25 protein-coding genes are annotated in these 22,006 nt (G+C 56.3%); 17 read left to right on the top strand and 8 right to left on the bottom strand.

Going from position 1 to position 22,006, the window contains the following annotated elements:
- Positions 1-59: 59 nt before the first annotated feature.
- Both IM273_RS04075 and IM273_RS04080 read left to right on the top strand, forming a co-directional pair.
- Entirely contained in the window at positions 60-767 is a 708-nt protein-coding gene (locus IM273_RS04075; protein ID WP_041912037.1) for a response regulator transcription factor, read from the top strand.
- Positions 751-2,220 (top strand): ATP-binding protein, encoded by a 1,470-nt coding sequence (locus IM273_RS04080; protein WP_193050369.1) that lies wholly within the window; start codon positions 751-753, stop codon positions 2,218-2,220. The genes IM273_RS04075 and IM273_RS04080 overlap by 17 nt, the downstream gene beginning before the upstream one ends.
- A 75-nt stretch (positions 2,221-2,295) precedes the next feature.
- On the opposite strand, the gene artJ is transcribed toward IM273_RS04080, so the two are convergent.
- From artJ to IM273_RS04110, 6 genes are all read right to left on the bottom strand, one after another.
- Positions 2,296-3,027: an arginine ABC transporter substrate-binding protein ArtJ gene (gene artJ / locus IM273_RS04085; RefSeq protein ID WP_015571008.1), complete on the bottom strand. Its 732-nt coding sequence runs from the start codon at positions 3,025-3,027 to the stop codon at positions 2,296-2,298.
- Between the two features lie 179 nt (positions 3,028-3,206).
- Positions 3,207-3,875, bottom strand: a complete 669-nt coding sequence (artM, locus tag IM273_RS04090; protein ID WP_193050371.1) for an arginine ABC transporter permease ArtM — start codon at positions 3,873-3,875, stop codon at positions 3,207-3,209.
- Positions 3,875-4,591 (bottom strand): arginine ABC transporter permease ArtQ, encoded by a 717-nt coding sequence (gene artQ, locus IM273_RS04095; protein ID WP_028012514.1) that lies wholly within the window; start codon positions 4,589-4,591, stop codon positions 3,875-3,877. Before artQ ends, artM begins: the two co-directional genes overlap by 1 nt.
- Before the next feature lie 6 nt (positions 4,592-4,597).
- Positions 4,598-5,329, bottom strand: a complete 732-nt coding sequence (gene artI, locus IM273_RS04100) for an arginine ABC transporter substrate-binding protein ArtI (RefSeq protein WP_008500032.1) — start codon at positions 5,327-5,329, stop codon at positions 4,598-4,600.
- A gap of 19 nt (positions 5,330-5,348) precedes the next feature.
- Positions 5,349-6,077 (bottom strand): arginine ABC transporter ATP-binding protein ArtP, encoded by a 729-nt coding sequence (gene artP / locus IM273_RS04105; protein ID WP_008500030.1) that lies wholly within the window; start codon positions 6,075-6,077, stop codon positions 5,349-5,351.
- Positions 6,078-6,303: 226 nt separating this feature from the next.
- The gene (locus tag IM273_RS04110) at positions 6,304-6,822 is read right to left on the bottom strand and encodes a lipoprotein (protein ID WP_028012515.1); all 519 of its coding nucleotides are present in this window, start codon (positions 6,820-6,822) and stop codon (positions 6,304-6,306) included.
- A 97-nt stretch (positions 6,823-6,919) separates the two neighbouring features.
- On the opposite strand from IM273_RS04110, the gene IM273_RS04115 reads away from it, so the two are divergent.
- The 3 genes from IM273_RS04115 (at position 6,920) to IM273_RS04125 (ending at position 8,966) form a co-directional block, all read left to right on the top strand.
- Positions 6,920-7,243, top strand: coding sequence for a heavy metal-binding domain-containing protein (locus IM273_RS04115; RefSeq protein ID WP_028012516.1), 324 nt, complete (start codon positions 6,920-6,922; stop codon positions 7,241-7,243).
- On the top strand, positions 7,240-8,070 hold the full coding sequence (locus tag IM273_RS04120) for an N-acetylmuramoyl-L-alanine amidase (RefSeq protein WP_045630959.1): 831 nt from the start codon (positions 7,240-7,242) through the stop codon (positions 8,068-8,070). Before IM273_RS04115 ends, IM273_RS04120 begins: the two co-directional genes overlap by 4 nt.
- A gap of 272 nt (positions 8,071-8,342) precedes the next feature.
- Positions 8,343-8,966: a helix-turn-helix domain-containing protein gene (locus IM273_RS04125; protein WP_028012518.1), complete on the top strand. Its 624-nt coding sequence runs from the start codon at positions 8,343-8,345 to the stop codon at positions 8,964-8,966.
- Here IM273_RS04125 and IM273_RS04130 read toward each other — a convergent pair whose 3' ends face one another.
- Together IM273_RS04130 and IM273_RS04135 are read right to left on the bottom strand one after the other, a co-directional pair.
- Positions 8,967-9,605, bottom strand: a complete 639-nt coding sequence (locus IM273_RS04130) for a hypothetical protein (protein WP_045630960.1) — start codon at positions 9,603-9,605, stop codon at positions 8,967-8,969. It abuts the gene before it with no gap.
- Positions 9,605-11,170 carry an ExeA family protein gene (locus IM273_RS04135; protein ID WP_193050373.1) on the bottom strand — a complete coding sequence of 522 codons (1,566 nt, stop codon included), beginning with the start codon at positions 11,168-11,170 and terminating at the stop codon, positions 9,605-9,607. The genes IM273_RS04130 and IM273_RS04135 overlap by 1 nt, the downstream gene beginning before the upstream one ends.
- Positions 11,171-11,471: 301 nt before the next feature.
- On the opposite strand from IM273_RS04135, the gene gspC reads away from it, so the two are divergent.
- The 12 genes from gspC to IM273_RS04195 form a co-directional block, all read left to right on the top strand.
- Entirely contained in the window at positions 11,472-12,203 is a 732-nt protein-coding gene (gene gspC, locus IM273_RS04140; RefSeq protein ID WP_136343043.1) for a type II secretion system protein GspC, read from the top strand.
- Positions 12,204-12,216: 13 nt separating this feature from the next.
- A complete protein-coding gene (gene gspD, locus IM273_RS04145) occupies positions 12,217-14,151 on the top strand; it encodes a type II secretion system secretin GspD (RefSeq protein ID WP_048959671.1) in 1,935 nt (644 codons plus the stop codon).
- A 14-nt stretch (positions 14,152-14,165) separates the two neighbouring features.
- On the top strand, positions 14,166-15,644 hold the full coding sequence (gspE, locus tag IM273_RS04150) for a type II secretion system ATPase GspE (protein WP_006809432.1): 1,479 nt from the start codon (positions 14,166-14,168) through the stop codon (positions 15,642-15,644).
- Positions 15,644-16,852 (top strand): type II secretion system inner membrane protein GspF, encoded by a 1,209-nt coding sequence (gspF, locus tag IM273_RS04155; RefSeq protein WP_045261802.1) that lies wholly within the window; start codon positions 15,644-15,646, stop codon positions 16,850-16,852. Before gspE ends, gspF begins: the two co-directional genes overlap by 1 nt.
- Before the next feature lie 3 nt (positions 16,853-16,855).
- Complete coding sequence (gene gspG, locus IM273_RS04160) at positions 16,856-17,305, top strand: type II secretion system major pseudopilin GspG (protein ID WP_193050375.1); 450 nt, start codon at positions 16,856-16,858, stop codon at positions 17,303-17,305.
- Complete coding sequence (gene gspH / locus IM273_RS04165) at positions 17,305-17,790, top strand: type II secretion system minor pseudopilin GspH (protein ID WP_193050377.1); 486 nt, start codon at positions 17,305-17,307, stop codon at positions 17,788-17,790. Before gspG ends, gspH begins: the two co-directional genes overlap by 1 nt.
- Positions 17,783-18,160, top strand: coding sequence for a type II secretion system minor pseudopilin GspI (gene gspI / locus IM273_RS04170; RefSeq protein ID WP_193050379.1), 378 nt, complete (start codon positions 17,783-17,785; stop codon positions 18,158-18,160). Before gspH ends, gspI begins: the two co-directional genes overlap by 8 nt.
- Positions 18,157-18,792 (top strand): type II secretion system minor pseudopilin GspJ, encoded by a 636-nt coding sequence (gene gspJ / locus IM273_RS04175; protein WP_193050381.1) that lies wholly within the window; start codon positions 18,157-18,159, stop codon positions 18,790-18,792. Before gspI ends, gspJ begins: the two co-directional genes overlap by 4 nt.
- Positions 18,789-19,799 (top strand): type II secretion system minor pseudopilin GspK, encoded by a 1,011-nt coding sequence (gene gspK, locus IM273_RS04180; RefSeq protein WP_193050383.1) that lies wholly within the window; start codon positions 18,789-18,791, stop codon positions 19,797-19,799. The genes gspJ and gspK overlap by 4 nt, the downstream gene beginning before the upstream one ends.
- A 15-nt stretch (positions 19,800-19,814) precedes the next feature.
- Positions 19,815-20,948, top strand: a complete 1,134-nt coding sequence (gene gspL / locus IM273_RS04185; RefSeq protein WP_100170544.1) for a type II secretion system protein GspL — start codon at positions 19,815-19,817, stop codon at positions 20,946-20,948.
- Positions 20,945-21,430 (top strand): type II secretion system protein GspM, encoded by a 486-nt coding sequence (gene gspM, locus IM273_RS04190; RefSeq protein WP_045261799.1) that lies wholly within the window; start codon positions 20,945-20,947, stop codon positions 21,428-21,430. Before gspL ends, gspM begins: the two co-directional genes overlap by 4 nt.
- Positions 21,427-22,006, top strand: a 580-nt coding sequence (locus IM273_RS04195; protein WP_193055535.1) for an A24 family peptidase, incomplete at its 3' end; no start/stop codon positions are given. The genes gspM and IM273_RS04195, both read left to right, overlap by 4 nt.

Raw genomic sequence — 22,006 nt, forward strand, 5'->3', positions numbered from 1 at the left:
TCTGCCCGCCCATAAAATCAGGTAAGCTTACGTCATAAGAGATGAATAAAGGCTTACTCATGAAGCAGATCCTGCTGGTGGAAGACGACCACGATATCGCGGCGCTTCTGCGGCTCAACCTAGAAGACGAAGGCTACGCCATCACCCACGAGCCCGACGGGGGCAACGCCCTGCAGCGCCTTGAAAAACAGCCGTGGGATGCGGTGATCCTCGACCTGATGCTGCCCAACGTTGACGGCCTGGAGATCTGCCGCCGCATCCGCCAGATGACCCGCTACCTGCCGGTGATCATCATCAGCGCCCGCAGCAGCGAAACCGACCGCATCACCGGGCTGGAAACCGGCGCCGATGATTATCTGGCAAAACCCTTTTCAGTGCAGGAACTGATTGCCCGCATCAAAGCGCTGTTCCGCCGCCAGCAGGCGATGGGGCAGGCGCAGGCTGACGGGCAAATTCAGGCCCACGGCCTGACGATCGATCCCCTGGCGCGCAGCGTGCTGCTTCACGGCCAGGTGGTGGATCTCACCCCGCGCGAATTCGAACTGCTGTACTTCTTCGCCCGCCATCCCGGCGAGGTGTTTTCCCGTCTGGCGCTGCTGGAGCAGGTGTGGGGCTATCAGCACGAAGGCTACGAGCACACCGTCAACACCCATATCAACCGCCTGCGCATCAAGATTGAGAAGGACGCCGCCGAGCCGGAGATAATTCGCACCGTCTGGGGCAAGGGTTACAAATTTGCGGAGCCAAACCATGATGCGCCGCTTTAGCCTGAGCCAGCGACTGACGCTGCTGTTTGTCCTGCTGATGATGCTCTGTGCTACCGTCGCCTGCGCGGTACAGCTCTACAGCAGTATGCAGTACGGCAACGCGATGGTGCAGCGGTTGTCGGGCGGCCTGGCGCAGCAGATCGTCCAGCGGGAACCGATTCTGGACGCGCAGGGCAGGGTTGACCGCAACGCGCTGAAGCCGTTGTTCGACCGGCTGATGACCTTCAACCCGAGCGTTGAACTGTACGTTATCTCGCCGGACGGCGAAATCCTGGCCGATGCCGCACCGCCGGGCCATATTCAGCGGCAAAAAATCGACCTGGCACCGGTTCAGACCTTCCTGAGCGGTACCGCCATACCGGTACTGGGCGACGATCCGCGCAGTCAAAATAAAAAAGTGTTCAGCGCCACGCCGCTGCGGCAGGACGGCGAGCTCAAGGGCTACCTGTACATCATTTTGCAGGGCGAGGAGTCGAACGCGCTGGCGGAAATGGCCTGGCATAAGGCGCTCTGGAGCACGGTGCTCTGGTCATTGCTGTGGGTCGCTCTGTTTGGCCTGCTGGCGGGTCTGCTGGTCTGGTACTGGGTGACGCGTCCGGTTAAGCGCCTGACGGAAGAGGTCACCGGCCTGGAGCAGGACAGCATTAGCGCAATCAGGCTGCTCGCAGCACAGCCGCCGGATGCCGCGGCCAATGACGAAGTGGCGCTCCTGCGCAACAGTTTCATCGAGCTGGCGCGGAAAATTACCCGCCAGTGGGACCAGCTGGCCGACAGCGATCGCCAGCGCCGGGAGTTTATCGCCAACATTTCGCACGATCTTCGCACGCCGCTGACCTCGCTGCTGGGCTATCTTGAAACCCTGTCGCTCAAATCCGCCACCCTGACGCCGCAGGAGCACCAGCAGTATCTCGCCACCGCGCTGCGTCAGGGACAAAAGGTACGACATCTTTCCCAGCAGCTTTTCGAGCTGGCGCGCCTTGAGCATGGCGGCATTAAGCCGCAGCGCGAGCGTTTCGCGATTGGAGAGCTGATTTCCGACGTGGCGCAGAAGTTTGAGCTTACCGCCCGCACGCGCGAGGTGAATCTGCATATTGACGTGCCGGGCCCCTTGCCGCTGGTCAATGCCGATGTGTCGATGATCGAGCGCGTGGTGACCAACCTGCTCGATAACGCGATGCGTCATACGCCCACCGGCGGGGAAATTCGTCTGGCGGTGTGGCAGGAGAATGAACAGCTTCAGGTCGAAGTGGCAGACTCCGGAACGGGTGTGGATGCCTCGCTGCGCGACGATCTGTTCCAGCGGCCTTCGGCGCTGAATACCCAGGCATCGCGGGAGAACCGCGGCGGGTTAGGGCTGTTAATCGTTAAGCGAATGCTGGAGCTGCACGGCGGCGGGATCAGGCTGATGGAGTCCGTGAGCGGGGCGCGGTTCAGGTTCTTTGTGCCGCTGTGAGAAATTGCCGGGTGGCGCTGCGCTTACCCGGCCTACAGACCACCCCCGTAGGCCAGACCACCCGGCAAAAAGAGATTACTGCGGGAACCACTGCTCGCTGATTTTCTGGTACGTGCCGTCTGCTTTAATCGCCTTCAGCGCGCCGTTCAGTTTTTCCAGCAGGGCTTTGTTATCCGGACGTACCGCGATGCCGAGGCCCGTGCCGAAGTACTGCGGATCGGTCACTTTTTCCGTTGCCGTACCCAGCTGCGGGTTGGTTTTCAGCCATTCGTTCACTACCGCGGTGTCGCCGAATACGCCGTCAATACGGCCATTTTTCAGGTCGATAATCGCGTTCTGGTAGCTGTCATAGGCCACGGTTTTCACTTCAGGATGTTTGTCCTGCAGGTATTTCTGGTGCGTGGTGCCATTTTCCATCCCGATGCGTTTGCCTTTCAGCTCGTCAAAGGACTTGTAAGCCCCTTTCTTCGCAATCACCACCGCCGAGTTGGCGTAGTACGGGTCGGTGAACGCCACCTGCTTGCTGCGCTCCGGCGTGATGTCCATCCCGGAGATCACCGCATCGTATTTCTTGAATTTCAGCGACGGGATCAGGCTGTCGAAGGCATGGTTGGTAAAGGTGCAGTCGGCCTGCATCTGCTTGCACAGGGCTTTCGCCAGGTCGATATCGAAACCGACGATCTGATTGCTGGCGTCCAGCGATTCAAACGGCGGATAGGTGGCCGAAACGCCAAAATTGATTTTATCAGCAGCGGATGCGCCAGCGGCGAAGGTGGCGAGTAGTGCGGCCAGAACTAACTTTTTCATTGTAATGCTCCCGTCTGTCTATCTTGTCATTATGCGCCGTGTCTGCGGCATGGATGTACAATGCCAGTTAATGAATTTATATGCAATAAATATGATTAAATATTATGTCGAGTATAAAAAAAAGCGGATAAGCCATCGGGTTATCCGCTCTGGTAATTGCGTTTTATGCACTCGCGTGATTAATTTCTGCGCTCAAACGCTAACGCTTTACGCTCAATCAGTCGCATCATCAGCGTCAGCAGACCGTTCACCACCAGATAGACCACGCCAGCCGCGCCGAACACCATCACGTCATAGGTGCGCCCGTACAGCAGCTGCCCGTGTCCCATCACTTCCATCAGGGTGATGGTGTAGGCCAGAGAAGTACTCTTAAACACCAGCACCACTTCGTTGGAGTAAGAGGAGAGCGCGCGCTTGAAGGCGTAGGGCAGCAGGATCGCCAGCGTGTCTTTTTTGCTCATGCCCAGCGCCCCGCAGGACTGCCATTGTCCTTCCGGGATGGCACGGATCGCCCCGTAAAACAGCTGGGTGGTATAGGCCGCGCTGTTCAGCGAAAGGGCAATCAGAGCGCAGAGCCACGGCTCAGAGAGCAGGTGCCAGATAACCGGATACGCCTGCAGTGACGGGAACTGGCCCGGACCGTAGTAAATCAGGAAGATCTGCACCAGCAGCGGCGTACCGGTAAACAGGGTGATGTAGCCGCGCACGATCCACACCAGCACCGGCGTTTTCAGCGTCAGGATGATGGTGAAGATGAGCGCCAGGATCAGCGCCACAATGATGGACGCCAGGGTCAGCGTCAGGCTGGTGTGCAGCCCTTTCATCAACTCCGGGAAATATTCAAGCATCAGCCTGGTCTCCGTTCAAAGCGCGTCGCACGCAGGTCAATACGCTTGAGGATGTACTGACTGAGCAGCGTGATTACCAGGTAGATAGCCGCCGCCACGATGTACCAGGTAAATGGCTCCTGAGTACGGGTGGCGATGCTTTTGGTTTGCAGCATCAAATCGTTCACGCTGATCAGGCTCACCAGCGCGGTATCTTTCAGCAATACCAGCCACTGGTTACCCAGGCCCGGCAGGGCGTGGCGCCACATCTGCGGCATCACCAGACGGAAGAAGATCGCTGCTTTCGACATGCCCAGCGCCTGACCAGATTCCCACTGCCCCTGCGGTACCGCTTTCAGCGCACCGCGCAGGGTTTGCGACGCGTACGCGGAGTAGAGCAGGGAGAGGGCAATCACGCCGCAGAGGAACGGGCTGACGTCAAAGTTGTCAATCTGCATCTGCACCGGTATCTGCGCAAAGCCAAGATTGATCGTGAAGCCGTCCGACAGCGTGAGCAGCAGCTGCGAGGAGCCGAAATAGATGAACAAGACCACCAGAATTTCCGGTAGCCCACGCAGTACGGTGACCAGCGCGGAGCCCGCCCAGGCGACGGGGAACCATTTTGCTGATTCCCACACCGCAAAGAACATCGCCAGCACCAGGCCGATAATCAGTGCGCAAACGGCAAGGCCGACGGTCATCCCGGCGGCGCTTGCTAAAGGAAAAATTTCATTCATCAGGAATTACTTCTGGAACCATTTTTTGTAGATGGTTTCGTAGGTGCCGTCTTTCTTCACTTTTTCCAGCGCAGCGTTGAATTTCTGCTGCAGCTCGGTGTTGCCCTGACGAACGGCAATCCCCAGACCGGTACCGAAGTAATCTTTATCGGTCACTTTGTCGCCCACTGGCGCCAGTTTGTCGTTGGCTTTCAGCCACTCGGTCACGACAGCGGTATCACCAAATACGCCGTCGATACGGCCATTCTGCAGATCCAGCTTCGCGTTCTGGTAGCTGTCGTACGGAACGGTGGTGATTTCCGGATGTTTATCCATGATGAACTTCTGGTGCGTGGTGCCGTTCTGCACGCCGACTTTCTTGCCTTTCAGCTGATCGACAGAGGTGAATTTACCTTTCTGACCAATAAACAGGGCGGAGTTGTCGTAGTAAGGGGTGGTGAACAGCACCTGCTTTTCGCGCTCAGGAGTGATGTCCATACCGGCCATGACGGCGTCAATACGGCGGAACTTCAGGCTTGGGATCAGGCTGTCGAACGCCTGATTGCTGAAGGTACAGGTTGCGTCGATCTCTTTACACAGGGCGTTTGCCAGGTCTACGTCGAAGCCAACAATTTTGTTGTTCGCATCAATGGACTCAAACGGAGGGTAGGAGGCTTCCGTGGCGAAACGAATGGTCTGGGCTGCGGTAGCGGAAAGGGTAACGCCAGCAAGCAGCACGGCAAGTAATACTTTTTTCATTATATTCCCCCTGACACAATCAATGAGATAAATAGTTTTTGAAGGCATCGGTTTGCGGGTTCGCGAAGCAGCTCGCGTCACCTTGCTCAACGATATACCCGTTTTCCATGTAGACCACACGGCTGGCGGTTTTACGCGCCACTTCCACTTCGTGGGTAACAATGACCTGCGTAATATTGGTTTCCGCCAGCTCGCGAATGATGCTGACGATCTGGGCGGTGATTTCCGGGTCCAGCGCCGCGGTAGGCTCATCAAACAGCAGTACCGCGGGTTCCATCATCAGCGCGCGGGCAATCGCCACGCGCTGCTGCTGACCCCCTGAGAGGTGCAGCGGATAGCGGTCGCTGTAGGGCTTAAGGCGCAGACGCTCCAGCAGCTTTTCAGCACGCGCGATGGCCTGATCTTTGCTTAACCCCAGCACGCGGCACGGGGCTTCAATCAGGTTTTGCAGCACGGTCAGGTGCGGCCAGAGATTGTATTGCTGGAAGACCATGCCGACGTTTTGACGCAGTTCGCGTATAGCTTTATCTGACGGGGTTTTCGCGAAATCAAAATGGTTACCGGCGATAGCCAGCGTACCGGAACGGGGCATTTCAAGCAGATTAAGGACGCGCAGAAGGGAGCTTTTGCCTGCACCGCTTGGGCCAAGTAAAACCAGCGTTTCGCCTTCCGGGCAGTTCAGCGTGATGTCAAACAGCGCCTGGTGTGCGCCGTAGAAGCAGTTAATGCCGTTTAGTTTAATACTCATCGGGGCAGTCTTTACTCATCCAGGCAATCTATAGCAATTGAGGCCGCAGATAGTACCGTTGACAGAATAGTTATGCAATATTTCTGCGTTAAAAGTTAAATATAACCCGCATTTCCTCTTAAACATAGCACAAAATAGCGAACGGCAAGGTCGGCGAGTATAAATGTCGGCATTCCGCGTGAAATGCCGGACATTTTACGGGGGTAACATTTTTATCACTAATGATCTAGCGGTTCTCAATCGACTGGCGCAGCGTGCCGGCCGGGGCATGAACGCTGCCGCCGATATAGCGCACATCGTCCACCGCCCAGCACTGGCCTTCACGGATCATCAGCACTTCGTCCTGCCAGGTTTGGGTTCCCTGGGTCAGCTTCACGCGCAGCGGAATGTTCCGCGCATCGGTGTTCGGGATGGTTGACGCGCTGGCCACCTCGGCGCTGTCCGGCAGCGTAGTGCGGCTGGAGAACGGATCGGATTTCAGCAGGGCGTTATGCTGCGGATCGCGAGTGGCATCGTTGAGCAGTTTTGCAAGATTATCGCTCAGGTACGGGCGCAGGGCGGTGAGATCATTTCCGCGATGCTGAATGCGGTAATCATAGAACTGTTGCGCCACGGTATCCGGGCCGCCGTCTATGCAGGGGCCGCTGCGGGTACCGATATCCTTAAAGGCTGGCGTGACCGTGGTAGTACAGGCGCTGAGCACCAGCGCGCAGGGCACTAAAAGTGTTAAAGCAGAGTAGCGCATGTTGATTTCCTTATTTATTAACTATCCTTTCAATCATAGCGTAACGAACCGATAATGCTGTTGCTAACGCATTGAACGCTAAAGAAGGAGAGAAAGTATGCAGTTTTCAACAACGCCAACCCTGGAAGGACAGACCATTACCGAGTATTGCGGCGTGGTCACCGGCGAAGCGATTCTGGGCGCGAACATTTTCCGGGATTTCTTTGCCGGGATTCGTGACATCGTCGGTGGACGCTCCGGCGCGTACGAAAAAGAGCTGCGTAAAGCGCGCGAAATTGCGTTTAAGGAGCTGGGCGAGCAGGCCAAAGCGCTGGGTGCAGATGCCGTTGTAGGAATCGATATTGATTATGAAACCGTCGGCAAAGATTCGAGCATGCTGATGGTGAGCGTAAGCGGCACGGCGGTGAAAACCCGTCGATGAAGCGCTCGCTTTCAACGCTCCTGCTGGCGATGTTGCTGGCAGGATGCGCCCAGGAAAAAGGCATTGTTGATAAAGGTGCCTACGAGCTGGATACCCGCCATCAGGCGCAGGCGGCCTACCCGCGCATAAAGGTGCTGGTGATCCACTACACCGCCGACGACTTCGATACCTCGCTGGCCACGCTGACGGACAAAAACGTCAGCTCCCACTATCTCATCCCCGCAAAACCGCCGACGCCGGACGGGAAGCCGCGCATCTGGCAGCTGGTGCCGGAGAGCGAGCTGGCCTGGCATGCGGGCATCAGCTTCTGGCGCGGCACCAACCGCATCAACGACACGTCTGTAGGCATTGAGCTGGAGAACCGCGGCTGGCAGAAGCGCGACGGTGTGAAAGTTTTCGCCCCGTTTGAGCCCGCGCAAATCGCGGCGCTTATCCCGCTGGCGAAAGACATTATCGCCCGGTACGACATCAAACCGCAGAACGTGGTGGCGCATGCTGATATCGCGCCCCAGCGTAAGGACGATCCCGGCCCGCTGTTTCCCTGGCAGGCGCTGGCGAAGCAGGGGATTGGGGCCTGGCCCGATGCCGGGCGCGTGAACTTCTATATCAATGGTCGTCCGCGCTATCAGGAGGTAGATCGTGCAGCCCTGCTCGATCTGCTGATGCGCTATGGCTATGAGGTGCCGGACAACGCCACGGATCAGCAGCAGCAACGCGTTATCACCGCCTTCCAGATGCACTATCGCCCGCAGGTATGGAACGGCGTCGCGGATGTGGAAACGATGGCCATCGCAGAAGCCCTTTTAGAGAAATACGGGCAGGGGTAAACCTTCGGTTTGCGCCCGAATGCGCGTTTTCCCCTTATTTGTGCTTGAGATTAATCTTAAGTACAAACTCAATTCATTTTTAGTAAATTGACTTAAAATTATCCGGATTTAAGATAGACACATAGCTTGCTAAGTAAATCAAAAAAATATTGCTGGCGGCAGGCGTTCTTATTTTCTCCTTGAGCCTTTCATCAGGAAAAGATTGTTGGTTTTCGGTTTTAATACCGCGGCCATGCTATGTCTAATAAATCTAATCTTAAATGGGTATAACAATGTTAAGCATTTACGGTAAAAAATTACGTCCACAACCTGAAATGGAAGCCATTATTTCTGCCACGGAAGGTTTTGAAGAGAAAACCTTAAAGAAATGGCAGAAAATTTCCACGGCTGACTCTCAGTATATTCATATTATCGTCAGCGGCGAAGTCGAATTCCGTCGTGAATCAGACGAACTCTGCATGTTTACCGTCACCGGACAGTGCGTGTTTGGCCTGTCCGCTATTTTCTATCAGTCAGCCCATATGTACGGCCTGGTCCGCGCAAATACCGTGGTACGCAGCATCAAAAAAGAGGCCTTCGCGCAGCTTATGACCGAGAAAAATCTGTGGCCTGAATTGACCAAAGTGCTCTCCTGGTACATCTGCCTGCTGAGCAAACGCGATGATGTTCTGGTCGCCCGTAGCGCCTATTCTGTGGTCCGCGAATTCCTCTACGAAATTAATGAGCTGATTGTTCACCAGCAGCGCGATATTAATATCTATGACTATATTCAGGAATATACAAACCTGGCCCGCAGTACCATTATTAAAATCCTCTCCGACCTGAAAAAAGGTCAATATATTGTGGTGGAGAAAGGTCGTCTGCTTAACCTCACCACGCTGCCTGAAAAATATTAACTACTCCAGCCGGTCTCCTTTTTTACTCAAAGGAGACTGGACGTGATCGTTATGCAACAAACTGCTTTGCGATTGATCCTGCGTTTCGTCAACCGGCGGCGCGGGAATTTTGCCTTGAGAATAATCCTGCTCTTGTTCTTTTAACGCCTGCTTAAACAATTCGGCTAACGAAGCATCTTCACTACCCGACGACGCGGTGGCGTTTTCGTGCGCCTCGGTTCCCGGCAGGGTATCACGCGAGGTATCGTGCCCGGCATCCTGCGGCACGGTGCTGTCAGGGGCCTGTTGCCAGTCAGCATCATCGGTGCTTATCGGCAGATCCTGCATGGGCGGCATCTCTTCCCGTACCGGCGCCGGTTTAGGATGAGGATGCGGGAACGGTTTACTCACGTACACATAATGCATATCGGAAAGCTGCGTTTCCGGTTTAGCGACGCTCGCTTTTACCGGTTCAGGGGCCGGGTGGCGCAAATTCCAGTAAATATGCGCGTACAGCCCTGCCATGACTAGGGCGCACAAACCCAATACCCATAAAAAGGTATGACCGCAAATTTTTCTCAGGCTGGGGAGGCGGTACGAAAACCAGACCGCCTCTCCGGTAGTGTAGCTGCGCTGAGCCGCAAGACAGATGGTAGACATTAGGAATGCTTCTCCTGCGTGTTGGCGTCCGGTGTGGCATGCGTGGCCTGAATCAACACGCTCGGCGTGGTATGGGTTTCACGCATTAACTGCATCAGCGTATCTTCCCCTGGAATGCCATCCACATGCAGATGCATTTTTTGCTGGAACTCGCGGGTGCGTTTCATCATCTCAGCCGTCCAGGTCTGAGCATGGGTTTCAGGCTGGCCAAGAGCCAGACTCAGCGCCTGATCCAGCCAGCCCAGGTCTTTCGCATCGCTGGCGGCGCTGATGGCATCTTTGCCTTCCGGCGTCAGGCGATGCAGCTGGGTAAAGTTACCGGTGGCATGCTGGTTAAACCAGCTGCGGCTCACCTGCCAGGTGCGGTTATTCATCAGCAGATCCATCGAGTCATCGCCTACGCGGGCGACAACAGCGTAGTTAAGATGGTTACCGGTTTTGAGTTCACTGACCCACGGATAACCCTCCTGTGCTAGCGCATCCGGTGACGCGTTGCCCTGTTTACACATCAGATTGACCTTCCCGGCGTTCTGACACAGCGCATCATCCGCGGAGGCGTCATACCCCCACATCAGGTACAGCTGGTGCATCGCATCCGGCTGATTAACCACTTCATTGTCGATAACCGGTACGACGGGCGCGTCGGCTTTTGGCTTCTGCTGTTTCCAGCTCGCCGGTACGGGAAGCTGAATCGGCAGTTTTGCATTGATTGAGGCGGTTAAATACCATCCGCAGGCGGCGAACAGAACCGAGGCGAACAATCCCACGGTCGCCAGGCGCTTACCGTGTTTCTTCGCCGGGAGGATCTCGCCTGCCGCCAGGCGTAAATGACGCGGGCTGACCTGCGCTGCACGTTCGGTCCAGGCCGCGAGCATTGACAGGTGCGCCAGTTCATTCAGTTTGCTGATGTTGCCTTTGGTCAGCGCGTGCATCTTGCGCACGCGCGCCGGGGTTAGCGGCGAATTCTCGCACCCGTGTTCTTCACACTGCGTCTGCACATAGCTGAGAAATTCCCGGCAGGTCAGGGGACGCAATGTATGACGGGTATGGGCATATTCGCGAAGTTCAGATGGGTGTAAGAGGGCGGCTTCCCGATCCGCGCTGCCCATCAGCACGATGGACAGACGGAACTCCAGCTCCTGAGCACGCGTAAGCAACATCCCCAGCACCTCACGGCAGGTCTCCTTCATCGCTTCCGCGTGACGGATGACCAGGGTTTTGCTGCGGTTTTTTCCGCCCTGCCACTGATGCAGCACGGCATCCACCGCCTGAATGCGGCTCTTGCTCTCATTCGTTCCCGGGTTGAGCTTGTACAGCAGGCTACTGGCACTCAGCTTAGGAAACGCGTTGATGGCAATGGCGCCAGGAAGGCTGGCCTTCAGCGCATCGCTGAAGTGGCCCAGCAGCGGTGCGTCGTTGCAAAAGAGCCCGATAATTCCCGCCACCTGGCTTTTCTCTTTCAGCAGGTTGAATACGTCCTGATGATAAGGCACCAGAAAATCGCCGGAGAAACCCGTGATTGTTCTGAATGGCGGTTGTTTAAATTTAAAGTGGCTCTGATACATAACGACTTACCGTCTCTGATTAGGAATAGCAACAGGACGAGAAAGTAAAGCAACGCTACAGGGTGGTCAATTTGCGCACAGGGTAAAAATATCCAGTTGTAATGACCTAACATCCCGATTTTCTTTGGTCAATAGTTTTTTTTATTAAAGTTAATGGCGAAGTCGATGGTCGTATTTACGGCAGTTAATTACTATTTTTCACACATATTGGCGCAGCCCGACGCTGCTTATTTCCGCTTTGCTAAAGGCCAGATGAAAAATGAGGTTCTCATTTCTGTCACGGTGGATAACGCCTTGTATTATGTTTGTGCTGTTAATTTTTTGCGGCCAGCAAGGCTATCTGACGTTTAAAGATTATAAAAAAGTTACGAATAAGTTGGCTAAATCTGATGAACAGCCGCTGAAAAATCGTCGTGAAGAAAAGAAATTTACTCTGTTCACGGCTGCGGTGCGTCAGGATAACTTACCGGCTGCCGCGAAAGCCCCGCTGGCAGCGGAAATTGAAGGAATTGTCAGCAGTGACGATGCCTGGCTCTCCTTTGCGGTGATTAAAACCCCGGCAGGCCAACGCAGCTATCGCGAAGGCGAGCCGCTGACCGGTTTTAACGATGCCTTTATTCAGGAAATTAACAAAGACAATGTGGTGGTTAATTACGAAGGTGCTACGCAGGTACTGGCGTTAAATAAGCCTGACTATTTTAAGGGCGGCGTTGATAGCGGCCCGGTAACCAAATCGACGAAAGATGCAGGCGCGGAAAGCGTGCATCTGGATGATTATCTGGTGTTAAAACCGGTAATCGAAAAAGGCCAGCTGGAAGGCTACAACATCAATCCAAGGAATGCCTCAGCGTTCTTCAGCCATTCCGGGCTGGAAAAGGGCGACGTGGCTGTGAAAGTCAACTCTGTCGATATGACCGATGAAGCAAAGGCAAAAAGTATTATTGCCAACTGGTCGAAAATGAAAGAAGCGGAGGTCGTCGTCAGACGTCACGCTCACCTTGAAAATATTCGGGTTAATGTTCTAAACAATTAACAAGTGTACAGACATGAAGAAATTTCCTTGGGCGTGCGTGGCGCTGACCGCATTGTCGTTATATTCCAGTTCGCTGCTTGCAGCCAACTTTAGCGCGAGCTTTAAAAATACCGATATCCGCGAGTTTATCGATACGGTAGGCCGCAATCTTAACAAAACCATTCTCGTCGACCCGTCCGTTCAGGGCACGGTGTCGGTCAGAACCTATAACGTGCTGACGGAAGATGAGTATTACCAGTTCTTCCTGAGCGTGCTGGATCTGTACGGTCTGTCTGTCATCCCGATGGACAACGGCATGGTCAAAGTGGTGCGCTCAAGCGTAGCCCGCACCGCCGGGGCCCCGCTGGCCGACAGCAAAAATCCGGGTAAGGGCGATGAGATCATCACCCGCGTCGTGCGCATGGAAAACGTGCCGGTGCGCGAGCTGGCGCCGCTGCTGCGCCAGCTGAACGATGCCACCGGTATCGGTAACGTGGTGCATTTTGAGCCGTCGAACGTCCTGCTGTTAACCGGGAAAGCCTCGGTGGTGAACCGCCTGGTGGATCTGGTGCAGCGCGTCGACAGAGACGGCATTCAGCGTCGCGAAATCGTGCCGCTGCGCTTTGCGTCCGCCAAAGAGCTCTCCGACATGTTGAACAACCTCAACAACGAAGAGCAGAAGGGGCAGAACGCGCCGCAGCTCGCCACCAAGGTGGTAGCGGATGACGAGACCAACAGCCTGGTGATCAGCGGTTCGGAAGATGCGCGCATGCGCACCCGTTCCCTGATCCATCAGCTGGATCGCGAGCAGAACAACGAGGGGAATACCCGCGTCTTCTACCTCAAGTACGCCAGCGCCACCAAAGTGGTTCCGGTGCTGACCGGTATTGGCGAGCAGCTGAAAGACAAGGCGGGTGCGCCGAAGTCGAAAACCGCCACGGCGGCCAGCGATCTGAATATTAGCGCCGATGAGTCAACGAACTCGCTGGTGATCACCGCGCAGCCTAACGTGATGAACTCCCTGGAGAAGGTGATCGACAAGCTCGACATTCGTCGTCCGCAGGTGCTGGTGGAAGCGATCATTGCTGAAGTGCAGGACGGTAACGGCCTGGATCTCGGCGTGCAGTGGACCAGCAAGCACGGCGGCGTGCAGTTCGGCTCAACCGGCCTGCCTATCAGCCAGATTAAAAACGGCACCATGAAGGGGGCAAGCTTCACCGGCCTGGCGACCGGTTTCTTCAACGGCGACTTCGGCGCCCTGATGACCGCGCTCTCCACCGACGGTAAAAACGACATTCTCTCCACGCCGAGCGTGGTCACGCTGGATAACAAAGAAGCGTCGTTTAACGTGGGCCAGGACGTGCCGGTCCTTGCCGGTTCGCAGACCACCAGCGGCGACAACGTCTTTAACTCCGTTGAGCGTAAGACCGTCGGTACCAAGCTGAAAATTGTGCCGCAGATTAACGACGGTGACATGATCCACCTGAAGATTGAGCAGGAAGTTTCCAGCGTTGACAACAGCGCGACGGAAGACGCCAGCCTCGGCCCAACCTTCAACACTCGCACCATTAATAACGAAGTGATGGTCCACAGTGGCCAGACGGTGGTGCTCGGCGGCCTGATGGAAAACGTCACCAAGCAGTCGGTTTCCAAAGTGCCGCTGCTCGGCGATATCCCGCTGGTAGGCCAGCTGTTCCGCTACACCTCGCAGGACACGTCGAAACGCAACCTGATGGTGTTTATCCATACCACCGTCCTGCGTGACGACGACAACTACAGCGCCGCGTCGAAAGAGAAATATGACCAGATCCGCGTTCGCCAGATGCAGCGCGTGGAGGAGAAAAAGCTCGGCATTATTGAGCCAGCGGATAACGCCATTCTGCCCGCGTTTCCGTCTGCCGACACTAAGACTGCCACCCATGCCGCACCGGTGAAAACCAGCGCGACACGCAATCCGTTTAAAGAGTAAGGCGGAGGGGCAACGTGGACGAACTGAGTAAAACACTGTGTAGCAGCAGCTACGCAAAAGATAACGGCGTTTTATTTTATAACAATGACGTCTATATCCGTGATGACACCCCGGCATTTGCACTGCTGGAAGTGCGCCGGGTGCTGGGACGCGCGTTCGTCCCGGTCACCCTCACGCCGGAAGCGTTTGACGAGATGCTGGCCAAAATCTGGCAGCAGAGCAGCGGCGTCTCGCAGCAGCTGGTGGACGATATGGACGCCGATATCGACCTGATGGCGTTAACCGAGGAGATCCCGGATAACGAAGATCTGCTCGATAACGACGAAAACTCGCCGGTAATCCGCCTGATCAACGCCATTCTCGGCGAGGCGGTGAAGGACGGCGCGTCGGATATTCATATCGAAACCTTTGAGCGCACGCTGAGCATTCGCTTCCGCGTTGACGGCGTGCTGCGCCCGGTGCTGCAGCCTGCGCGCAAGCTCGCGCCGCTGCTGGTATCGCGCATCAAGGTCATGTCAAAACTCGACATCGCCGAGAAGCGCCTGCCGCAGGATGGCCGTATCTCCCTGCGCATTGGTCGCAAGGCGATCGACGTGCGCGTCTCGACCATTCCGTCCCAGTACGGCGAGCGCGTGGTGATGCGTCTGCTCGATAAAAGCAATCTTAAGCCTGACATCAACAAGCTGGGCCTGATTGATGAAGAGCTGGAGAAGCTGAAAGGGCTGATTGACCGCCCGCACGGCATTATCCTGGTCACCGGGCCGACAGGCTCCGGTAAAAGTACCACTCTGTACGCCATTCTTTCGGCGCTGAACGGTCACGAACGCAACATTCTGACCGTTGAAGACCCGATTGAATACGAGCTGGAAGGGGTGGGGCAGACGCAGGTTAACCCGCGTGTGGACATGACCTTTGCCCGCGGGCTGCGCGCCATTCTGCGTCAGGACCCGGACGTGGTGATGATCGGGGAAATTCGTGACGGTGAGACCGCGCAAATTGCGGTGCAGGCGTCGCTTACCGGTCACCTGGTCATGTCTACGCTGCACACCAACAGCGCCGCAGGGGCGATAACCCGCCTGCGGGATATGGGGCTGGAATCCTTTTTAATCGGTTCATCGTTGCTCGGCGTCATTGCCCAGCGTCTGGTGCGTCGGCTGTGTACGCACTGCCGGACCACCAGTCCGCTGGATGCCAATGAAAAAGCGCTGTTCAGCTTTATGGACGCGCCGCCAAAAGCAATCTACCGCGCGGTGGGCTGTGAACACTGCCGCCAGAGCGGCTATCAGGGCCGGGCCGGTATTCATGAGTTCCTGGTGGTGGACAGCACCATGCGCCGCGCCATTCATGAAGATAAGGACGAAATGTCCATCGAGACGCAGCTCTTTAAGCAGGCTTACAGCCTGCGTGAAAACGGGCTGCTGAAGGTGATTAGCGGCGTGACCTCGCTGGAAGAGGTGATGCGCGTCACCGCCGAGCGTGGGGGGGATGCGTAATGGCCTTCTACGCCTGGACCGCAACGGACGGCGCGGGGAAAACCCAGCGCGGCACGCTGCAGGCCGAGGGGCAAAAGCAGGTTCGCCAGTGGCTTCGCGAGCAAAAGCTGATGCCCGTCAGCATCAACGAAACCCGCGAGGCGGCGGCGTCCGGTAAAGCGAAAACCGGCGCAAAGCTCTCCACGCCGGTGCTGTCGATGTTTACCCGCCAGCTTTCGACGCTGGTCAACGCCGCGCTGCCGCTGGAGAGCGCCCTGAAGGCTATCTCGAAGCAGACGGAGGACAAAAAGCTGGCGGCGATGGTGGTGGAGATCCGCGAGAAAGTAGTGGAAGGCCACACGCTGTTCGACGCGTTTAGCCAGTTCCCGCGCACCTTCGACAAGCTCTACTGCACCCTGGTGATGGCCGGCGAAAAAACCGGCCACCTGGGCGACGTGCTGGAGAAGCTGGCGGAGTACAACGAGCAGCGCCAGAAGATGAAAAGCAAGCTGACGCAGGCGATGGTCTACCCGATTACCCTGACCGTGGTCGCCATCGCGGTCATCAGCATTCTGCTGGTGGCGGTGGTGCCGCAGGTGATCGAGCAGTTCACCCACATGAAGCAGCAGCTGCCGATCACCACCCGCACGCTGATTGCGGTGAGTGATTTTCTGCAGGCGTATGGGATCTACATCGTGGGGATCCTCGGCGGCGGGTTTGTCGGCTTTAAGACCTGGCTGAGAAACGCCAAAAACCGTTTTCGCTGGCACAGCTGGCTGGTGAACGGATCGCCGATCAAAAAGCTGGTGTGCGCCATCAACAGCGCCCGCTACATCCGTACCCTGAGCATTCTTCAGGCCAGCAGCGTGCCGCTGCTGGAGGGGATGTATATCGCGATGGACGGTATCGAAAACCTCTATGCCCGGCAGGTGCTGGAGCAGGCGGCGGATACCGTGCGCCAGGGGGCATCGCTCTATGCCGCGCTGGAACAGGCGAAATTATTCCCGCCAACCATGCTGTATATGATTGCCTCCGGCGAAGAGAGCGGGGAATTAGGCAATTTAATGGACCGCGCGGCGGAGAACCAGGAATCGGCATTGCAGCATCGAATTACATTAACGCTGTCGGTATTTGAACCGGCGCTGGTGGTATCCATGGCGACGATTGTTTTATTCATCGTGCTGTCAATATTACAACCGCTTCTGCAACTTAATAATATGGTAGGTTAAATCATGGCTTTAAAACGTAAAAACCTGGCGCGTCAGGCGGGTTTCACCTTGCTCGAATTAATGGTGGTCATTGTTATTCTCGGCGTACTGGCGAGCATGGTAGTGCCAAACTTAATGGGCAATAAAGAAAAAGCAGATACGCAAAAAGCAACCAGCGATATTGTCGCGCTCGAAGGTTCGCTGGATATGTATAAGCTGGATAACCACCGCTACCCGACAACCGAGCAAAGTTTACAGGCGCTGGTCACCAAGCCTGAAATCGCGCCAATCCCGAACGGCTACCGCGCTGATGGCTATATCCGTCGCCTGCCGCAGGACCCGTGGGGCGGAGATTATATTCTGGTTAGCCCGGGCGAACACGGCGCGGTGGACGTCTTCTCCGCCGGTCCGGACGGTGAAGCCAATACCGCCGATGATATTACGAACTGGTCTCTGGATAAGAAAGAGAAATAATGAATAAACAACGCGGCTTTACGTTGCTGGAAATTATTCTGGCGCTGGTGATATTTGCCAGCTGCGCCATGATGGTGGTGTCAACCATACCCTCACGCAGCGGTGCGGATATATTTGGCCAGCAATTAAAAGCCCTCGTTGATTATGGTTCAGACCATGCGGTGATGGACGGAAATATCGTCGGGCTGGTCATCACGACGGATAATTATCAGCTGGTGACGCTCGAGGATAAAAACGGCGAACGTCACTGGGTGCCGTTATCCGCCGGGCGTATTACCACCAAAGGCGATTTCCCGGAAGAGATGCACGTTTCGCTCTCGCCCCAGCGTCTTGCCGCCACGGTAAGCGCCGATCCGCAGGTGCTTTTTTTACCGGACGGCGAAATCAGCCGCTTTACGCTGACGCTGCAAAGCTATGACAAACAGCACCATTTCCGCGTGGTGTCGCAAGGCGCTGCGCCTGTATCGGTAGAGAACGATGGCTAACGGCAAAAAGCAAAAGGGGATGACGCTGCTGGAGGTGATGGTCGCGCTGGTGATCTTCTCCACCGCCGCGCTGGCGCTGATGAATTCGGTCTCCCTGAACGTGCGTTTCACTCGCGGCCTGGCCGACACGCTGCAGGCCAGCTGGGTGGCGGAAAATCAGCTGGCGGAAGCGCAGCTCACGAAAACCGACTTCCCGGACGCCGAGGCGCAGGGGACGGAAATCATGGGCGGGCGCAGTTGGAACTGGCGCAAGCAGCGGGTGAAAACCGCCGACAACGGCTGGGCGAACGCCATTCGCGTCTACGCGGAAGGGGACGACAGCCAGCCGGTTATCGCTTTGCAGATCGTTCCGCCGGGAGAGAGCAAGTGAAAAAAACGCGACGCCAGCGCGGGTTTACGCTGCTGGAGATCATGATTGCCCTGACCATTTTCGCGGTGATCAGCACCCTGGCCTGGCAAATTCTGGACGGCGCAATGCGCACCAGTTCGGCAACCGACGCCAGCGCCGCGAAGCTCAATCAGCTGCAGCGGGCCTGGAATCTGATGGAGCGCGATTTCTACCAGCTGCAGGCGCGCGCCCCGCGTAACGAGCCGGATCTGTTTCGTCAGGTGGATGATGCGCTTGAGCTGACCACGCTGAATGGCGTGAGCGGAACGATCCAGCTGGAGCGTGTGCGCTGGCGCCTGGAAGAGGGGTATCTGTATCGCGACGTCTGGCCGATGATTGATGGCCCGGTGGACGCGAAGCCCGATGAAGTGCCGATTGTCAGTGAGGTGAAATCGCTGCAGTGGCGTTTTTACCGTCAGGGCTGGCAGAAAAGCTGGAGCGACCCGGCGCATCTGCCGGACGGCGTGGAGCTGACGCTGACCATGGAAAACGGCGATACCTGGCGCTGGGTCTTTACGACCCCGGGCGATATGCCTGAAGCGGCGGCGCCAGCGCCCGCCGCTGCGCCAGAGACCGCGCCTGCGCCGCTGCCGGCACCGGAAGCAAAATCATGAGTGCATTACGTAAACAGAAAGGGGTAGCGCTGCTGGTGGTGCTGATCCTGCTGGTCATGATGTCGGCGCTGGCCGCCAAAATTAGCCAGCAGTTCTGTCGCAATCTGCAGAAAACCCATTATCAGGTCAGCCAGCAGCAGTTGCGCTGGGCGATGCAGGCGCAGGAGAAGGTGGTGAAAGATCGCCTGCAGATCGACGCCACCGGTGAAAACAAGGCTCTGAACCTTGACGGCGACTGGCACCAGCCGCTGGAGACGCGGGGCGAAGATTACACGGTGGTCAGCCAGGTGGAAGACGCGCAGGACTGCTTTAACGTTAATAACCTGCTGGCCGCAGAGAAAATACCACAGGGGCAAAACGCGCCCGCCGTGCCGGAAAAACCGCGCAACGAGCAGATTGTTGAACAGATCCTGACGGAAAGCGGCATCAGCCACACTACGGCAGAAGAGGTGTATCAACAGCTGGTGGACTATCTCGATGGCGACGCGACGACGGCCAAAGACGGTGCAGAGAGCGATGCCTGGGCGGGCGTCTTGCCCGCCCGACAGCCCGCGAACCAGATGATGCGCACCATTGCGGAGATCAAACAGCTGCCCGCGTTCCCGGTAGCGGCATACCCGAAGGTGAGCAAGCTACTCTGCGCGCTGCCGGACTCTGCCAGCAAGGTGGATGTGAACACCCTGAAACCGGAACAGGCCGCCTTACTGGCCGCCCTGTTCCCCGGAAAATTAACGGAAGATGATGCCGTTCGCCTGATTGATTCGCGTCCAGAAACCGGCTGGGAAAATATGGAAACCTTCAGCAAAGCGCTGGAGCAGACCTTCCCGCAGTTGAAAGACGATCTCCCGCAGGTGGCTGAGCTTCTCTCCATCAGCAGCCGGTATTTCCGCGTGAACTATACCGGCAATACCGATGAATTAACGCTTCGCGTGGTTAGCCAGCTTCAGGTCAATAACGAGGCCGGTGAGATCGTGACGTGGCAACGTCGTTACCGAATGATTGAATAAGAAAAGTAGATCGCTATGAAACAGGTACTTTTTGTTCGTCCCGATAACCGCGAGGGCGGGAAAATAATGGGGTGTGTCTCCGGCAGCCAGCAGGTTGAGACGCTGGAGAGCCTGGACGCGCTGGCGGACCACCCACTGGCGGCCCGTGTTTGTCTGCTGCTGCCCGCCAGCAGCATGATCTTCCGCCATTTTACGCTGCCGAAGAAAGTCGCCTCTCAGGCGACGGCATTCTCCTGGATGGCGGAAGAGACGCTGATTGGCGAGGTGGATAATCTCCACTGGACGGTGCTGAACAAAAAAGGCGCTGAGGTTGATGCGGTGGCGATAGACGCCGATCTGCTGCGCGGGTGGTTAAGCCGCTGTCAGGAGGCGGGGTTAAAAGTGATCCAGGTGCTGCCGGATGCCTGGCTGCTGCCCGTGACGGCTGGCGGAAGTACTCTTGTCGCTCAGGACGACGGCTACTGGCTACGTTTATCACCGCATGTTGCCAGCGAAATGGAAGCGAGCCTGCTGCCGCTTCTGATGCAGAAGGCCGGAGAGGGGGAGGTGTGCTGTTACGGCGAAGCGCCTGCTGGTGTGGACGTCGACATCGCCCAGCCCTGGCAGCATCCGTTGGTGCTGATCCAGCCGCAGTGGCAGGCCTGTCGCGTGAATCTGCTTCACGGTGAATTCAGCCTTAAGGCCGGTAACGGGCGCGTCGCGAAAAGCATGAAAGCCGCAGTGGCGATTGCGGGCCTGCTGTCCGTTGGCCTGCTGCTGGGGCCGCGCGTTGCGATGGCCTGGATGCTGGTGCAGCAGGAAAACCAGATACAGGAGGAGATCCTCCAGGTGTATAAGCACCATTTCCCCAGCATGCGTCACCAGACCAATATCAAATATCACTTTGGTCAGAACGTCAAAAAACAGAGTAAGGGGATCTTCCTTCAGCTGGACGAGCTGGCGGCCGCCCGGCAGTCAGTGCCTGCGATGGAAATCGATCTGCTGGAATACGATGCGCAGCAAAACACGCTGACGCTGAGCGTCAGCGCGCAAAACCAGCCCGCGTTGCAGGCGTTTGTTAACCAGACCCGTGAGAATTTCGATTTTACCTTACAGCCTGTTTCAACCACCGAACCCTATACCGCCATGATCGCAGGGAAACATAAATGAAAGAGCGAATCGCGCAGCTGAAATCACGCTACCAGAACTACAGCGCCCGGGAGAAAGTTATTTTAAAACTCTGCATCGTTGCCCTGCTTGGGGCTGCGGTGTATTACGCAGGAGTCATCCCTTTGGATAATATGATTCAAAATAGTAAATCGACGCTTAAAAGACAAAAAGAGACGCTTAACTGGATGCGCAATGAAATTGATAAAAATCATCTTCAGGTTCAGTTAGTCAAAACGGATAATCCACGCACGGTGGTCGAGAAAAGCGCCAATGAAATTAACCTGTCGCTGACGGACGTGCGCCAGGAGGGACAAACTTTATCGTTCGTGGTTAATCGGGTAAATGTTTATGAATTAAAAAACTGGCTGCGCGAAATTAATCAAACCTCCGGCGTCAGATTGCAAAAAATAAACCTTACGCCGGTTGACCATCTCAGCGATGTAAAAGCGCAGGTGCAGCTCACCTGGGCAAAAAACGCATGAATACCTTCTCGCTGATCAGGGAGGCCTGCCCGGTTAGTTTTCCGATAATGAGTGCGATCCTGGGCGGGATTATGGGCAGTTTTCTTGGCGTTGTTGCCGAGCGCCTGCCGGGGATCGTGATGGATGAAGAGGGAAGCGGCAATCTGCTCTTTCCTGCCTCGCACTGTCCGGTGTGCCAGCACACGCTTGCTGCATGGGAAAATATCCCCCTGGTCAGCTGGCTGTTATTACGGGGACGCTGCCACCAGTGCGGCACGACCATCCCGCTGCGGTTATTTTTGATCGAACTTTTCTCGGCGCTGTTTTTTGGCGTTACGGCCTGGTGCATGCCGGACGTTCAGGGGTTGTTTTCGCTGTGGTTACTCGCGCTGTTTTTACTGCCACTGGCGATGATCGACTGGCAGTATCAGCTTCTCCCGGACTGCCTGACCCAGCCGCTGTTGTGGGCAGGTCTCTTACTCCATGCATTTGACCACAGATTGCCGTTGCAGGACGCGTTGTTCGGTGCGGTAGCAGGCTATCTGTCGCTCTGGCTGCTCTACTGGGCCTTTCGCCTGCTGACAGGGCGGGAAGGGC

The organism is Enterobacter cloacae complex sp. P13B (assembly GCF_014895915.1).
GTDB lineage: Bacteria > Pseudomonadota > Gammaproteobacteria > Enterobacterales > Enterobacteriaceae > Enterobacter > Enterobacter bugandensis.